1 protein-coding gene and 1 pseudogene are annotated in these 515 nt (G+C 68.2%); both read left to right on the forward strand.

Annotation, left to right across the window (positions count from 1 at the left end):
* Nucleotides 1–289: glycosyltransferase 87 family protein (locus CKO11_RS17415; RefSeq protein WP_411742028.1), on the forward strand; the 289-nt coding region annotated here is incomplete at its 5' end.
* A pseudogene (locus CKO11_RS17420) lies at nucleotides 286–515 on the forward strand (FkbM family methyltransferase); the annotation flags it as partial. The gene CKO11_RS17415 and the pseudogene CKO11_RS17420, both read left to right, overlap by 4 nt.

A 515-nucleotide genomic window follows, 5' to 3' on the forward strand; every position in this document is an offset into this window, starting at 1 on the left:
GCTCGTCTGGATGGCGCCGCACGCCCACAACGGCTACCGCGACACGCTGCTGAGCCTCGGGCTCGTGGGGCTGGCGCTCCTCGTGGTGGTGATCGTGCGCGCCCTCCGGCAGGGCGCGGCCCTTCTGTCGCGCGAGCCGTCCGAGCCCTGGCTCGTGCTCAATGTCCTCGTGGCCGTCTTCCTCGTGATGAACATGACCGAGAGCCTGCTTCTGCAGCAGAACAACTTCCTCTTCATCCTGTTCGTCACGGCGGCCCTCATGTTCTCTAGACGGGAGACGCCGACATGACGTTCGACCTGCACGAGGCCGGTCCTGCCCCGGCCGCACCGCGGTCCTGGAAGGATCTGGTGCCCTCTTCCTTCCGTCTCGCGCAGCGGGCCTGGCGCTCGTGGCTGCGGGGCGAGCCCGAGCTGCATCTGGTGCCCGGCCTTTGCGATCCCGCGCGATGGTCGCTCGATGTGGGGGCCAACAACGGGGTCTATTCCTTTCACATGGCGCGGACCTCGGCGGGGGT

This window comes from Rhodobacter sp. TJ_12, from assembly GCF_020023995.1.
Classification (GTDB): domain Bacteria; phylum Pseudomonadota; class Alphaproteobacteria; order Rhodobacterales; family Rhodobacteraceae; genus Rhodobacter.